Origin of the sequence: Effusibacillus lacus, assembly GCF_002335525.1 — a bacterium.
Lineage (GTDB): Bacteria > Bacillota > Bacilli > Tumebacillales > Effusibacillaceae > Effusibacillus > Effusibacillus lacus.
In genome coordinates, this window is sequence record NZ_BDUF01000050.1 from 1 (window position 1) to 3,263 (window position 3,263).

Here is a 3,263-nt window from a genome sequence, read left to right on the forward strand (position 1 = left end):
CATGATCGACCCTTATTATCTGGTGCCGCGCGGCGGTCATTTGTACCTGATTGGCTATTGCCACGAACGGGAGGATCTGCGGACTTTCCGCTTGAACCGGTTCCAATCGGTCGAGTTAACCCACAAAAAGTTCTACATTGAGGATGGCTTTGATATTGATGCCTATCTGGCCAATTTGTGGGGCATCACGGCGAGTTCGAAGGAAGTAACGTTCAAGGTCCGGTTCTCGAAGAAAGTGGCCCGTTACATAAAAGAAGAGCGGTATGAATCAAGACCCGATTTTGTTGATCAGGAAGACGGCTCCTTGCTGCTGATCGTCACCACCCGTGGGGCAGACGAATTCTTGCGTTGGATGAAGCAGTTTGGGAAGGATGCGGAGTTGTTGGAGCCGGTTGAGTATAGAACAAGAATGCTTGATGAGATAAGGGAAATGGAAAGAAGGTACAGGCAGAAGAACTGATGTTCCGTGACAGAAGCTGTCATAGCGACTGATAAGGTGAAGGTAGCAATCATTTTACAGAGGTATGAGTCATGACAAAAACAGAACAACTGGAAAAACTGTTTAGGGAATGGAGAAGTCGGTCCGAAGGCGGACTGTTTGTAGAAGATGGATTGCTTAGCGAAAAGGATTGGAATCAATCAGGTTTGCGGGTAGTCGTTCTGTTGAAAGAACCTAGTGAAACAAACCCGAACGCCACCGAATGGAAATATCAGGATTTTATCAGGAACCGCCAGTTTCTTGAGGAGAAAGGGACAACATGGCCCAATCTGATCCGATGGACCTATGGAATCTTACATGGATTTCCTCCGTTTCAAGAGGTTGAGGAGAACCTGCATATGATTTCCAACAGTACAGAGCGGTTCTTCGGGTCCGTATGTTTTGTGAATGTCAAGAAAACAGCAGGTTCTACCAGATCCAATGATGAAATCGTATATCAAGCAGGGATCAACACCGGCGATTTGCTATTGAGGCAAATTCATATCTTAGAGCCCAACATCGTTCTGTGCTGCGGTTCGGTAGTCTTCAGGATCGTTAAAGATTCACTGGAGAACCACGAAATTCCGCTCGAACCAAAGATGACACGAGGCGGGTTGGAGCGCATTTGGTGGAACGATCTGCGTGCAAATATCATTCATTACCATCACCCGATGGCTTTTTATCCGAAAGCGATGACCTATACGTACTTAATGAATGAGCTCAAATCGATATTGTAGGATCCTTAAAAATCAAGAGAAAGCGTGTCGTTCGTAGTCAAAGAGAGACTGAAAATTGATTAAGGGATGTAGGCGGGAGATTTGATTTTTATGGCATCTATGGTAAACTACAAACATAAAGGATATCCGATTGCATAAAATAAAAGTGACCGTAGGTGTTGCCGCACCTACGGTCAAGGTACAATAGCTGCCCCTCAAGGGGCCGGCTCAAGTTATGCGGAATAGACCGCCGAGTGGTCAACTCAAGGGTGGTCTATTTCTTTTTTGGAAACGACAATATGGCGATAACCAACATCCCAAACGCAATCATAAGGGAGACTGTCTCGTATACTGTCATGGCCTCACCCCCTTTCGTCCGGGGATGAGCCGATCCACCCTTGAGGAGCCGATTCTATTGTACAAGGTCAGTATAGCATAATTTTGGAATGGAATCGAACATTTGTTCCTGCTTGTGAAAAGGGATGAGAAATGGGGCGGACTTCGGGAAAACATGTTATGAGGGACGCAGTTCCCGATATTTACAAGCCGAATGTCAACGAGTGACTGAAAATTGATTAAGGGAAAAATAACCCGGTATCGCTGCATATTAGGCGGTACCGGGTTTTTGTATTGAATCAGAATGTTCGTTCCCTGACAGTAATTGTCACACTCCTTTGTATAATGTTACTAACATAAGGCTCTGAATATCATCCAAAGGAAGGGATGCGAATGTTGTACGTATCAACAATGCACGACACCAAGGAACTTGCAGTTACCTTAAGAGCAGGACAGGTTGAAAACAACTATGGCAATGTTTAAAGAGAAGTATTTTGTGGAGAGTTGATGGAGGTGAGCACAGATGGTTGATTCACTAGCTGCGCTTCATGCAAAAGCCAACATTTATCCTGAATCCTTGCTAGGCCCTAACGTGAACCGTAGTCTCATTGACAAAATTAATACTTTCCAGGAGCTTACATACTTATCTGATTTTTATCGGAAGTACCTGGATCGATACGATACTTTACTTGCTGCCGATACTGCTCGAGGAAGCAATCATATGTCTGGTTCAATCGCCCGGAGCGTCGATCTTCCATTTATAGGGGATCAGGTTCTGAATAACCAAAGAGCTAAGTTTATGGTCGATGCATTTCGTGTCAGTAACGGGCATCAAAGTATCAATCGTTATAATCGACAAATGAATCAAGACCTTCTTGTTGAGGAAGTCCGAATCTTGAAACCCGAACTTGTAGTTCTGGTTGGCGGGGTGTCGGTTAACATAGCAGGTGACCACATTCAAAGAGAAGGGGTTGAGGTACAATTTGTGAATTTCCCAAGTCCCGCCAACCGATACCGTATTCCTGACTACCAGGGTGACTATCAAAAAATGAGAGAGCGTTGCGACCAGTTGCTTATGCGGAAAGGGACCTAGTGGATACTCCACATAAGATCCTGGAGCAAATATCGAATGGATGCAAAGGAGAAATGCGTTGAAGAGAAATGGCTGGGCAGCACATTACACCCTTACTGAGTCGTAAAAAGGATCCATTCGATGAATCGCATTTGATACGTGAAAGTGATGCTAGTCTTAATAGTAGACACAGATTTTAGAGATCACAATGGATAGGTAGATTGTTTTTTGGGATGTAGCCCCGTAGTGAGCCTGACCGGAGGGAAGGCGAATTAGGGGAGCCCTAGGTGGCTTGTCCCTTATATCCTATCCATTATAATAAACATGATCTTAAAATCGAGGTGTCTTCATCGTGAAAAAGTTAAAGCAATATGATTCAGATTTTAAACGTCAAACCGTCGAATATATTCTTGAGCAGCGGAAGCCGGTTGCGCAGGTCGCTCGGGAATTAGACATTTCCCCCAATACCCTTCATGGCTGGCTGAAGCAATATAAACGTCAAACAAATCAAGATGCACAAGGAGGTGGGGCCCAGCTCTTAGATGACCGAGATCTACGGGAATTACATGTGATTGATAACATAAAAGTTGACCACGTGGAGGCACATTGACAACCAAAAAGTTGACCACCCCTACACCAAATTCCTGTACGCTGATTTTGT

At 44.7% G+C, this 3,263-nt stretch carries 5 protein-coding genes; 4 read left to right on the forward strand and 1 reads right to left on the reverse strand.

Annotation, left to right across the window (positions count from 1 at the left end; genetic code table 11):
* Both EFBL_RS09335 and EFBL_RS09340 read left to right on the forward strand, forming a co-directional pair.
* Positions 1-460: helix-turn-helix transcriptional regulator (locus EFBL_RS09335; RefSeq protein ID WP_096181871.1), on the forward strand; the 460-nt coding region annotated here is incomplete at its 5' end.
* Positions 461-531: 71 nt separating this feature from the next.
* The gene (locus EFBL_RS09340; protein WP_096181872.1) at positions 532-1,215 is read left to right on the forward strand and encodes a hypothetical protein; all 684 of its coding nucleotides are present in this window, start codon (positions 532-534) and stop codon (positions 1,213-1,215) included.
* A gap of 253 nt (positions 1,216-1,468) precedes the next feature.
* On the opposite strand, the gene EFBL_RS21855 is transcribed toward EFBL_RS09340, so the two are convergent.
* Positions 1,469-1,552 carry a putative holin-like toxin gene (locus EFBL_RS21855; protein WP_103143244.1) on the reverse strand — a complete coding sequence of 28 codons (84 nt, stop codon included), beginning with the start codon at positions 1,550-1,552 and terminating at the stop codon, positions 1,469-1,471.
* 501 nt (positions 1,553-2,053) lie between these two features.
* Between EFBL_RS21855 and EFBL_RS09345 the strand changes: the two genes are divergently transcribed.
* Positions 2,054-2,623 (forward strand): hypothetical protein, encoded by a 570-nt coding sequence (locus EFBL_RS09345; RefSeq protein ID WP_096181873.1) that lies wholly within the window; start codon positions 2,054-2,056, stop codon positions 2,621-2,623.
* 331 nt (positions 2,624-2,954) lie between these two features.
* The gene (locus EFBL_RS09350; RefSeq protein ID WP_172899679.1) at positions 2,955-3,212 is read left to right on the forward strand and encodes a transposase; all 258 of its coding nucleotides are present in this window, start codon (positions 2,955-2,957) and stop codon (positions 3,210-3,212) included.
* Positions 3,213-3,263 lie beyond the last annotated feature (51 nt).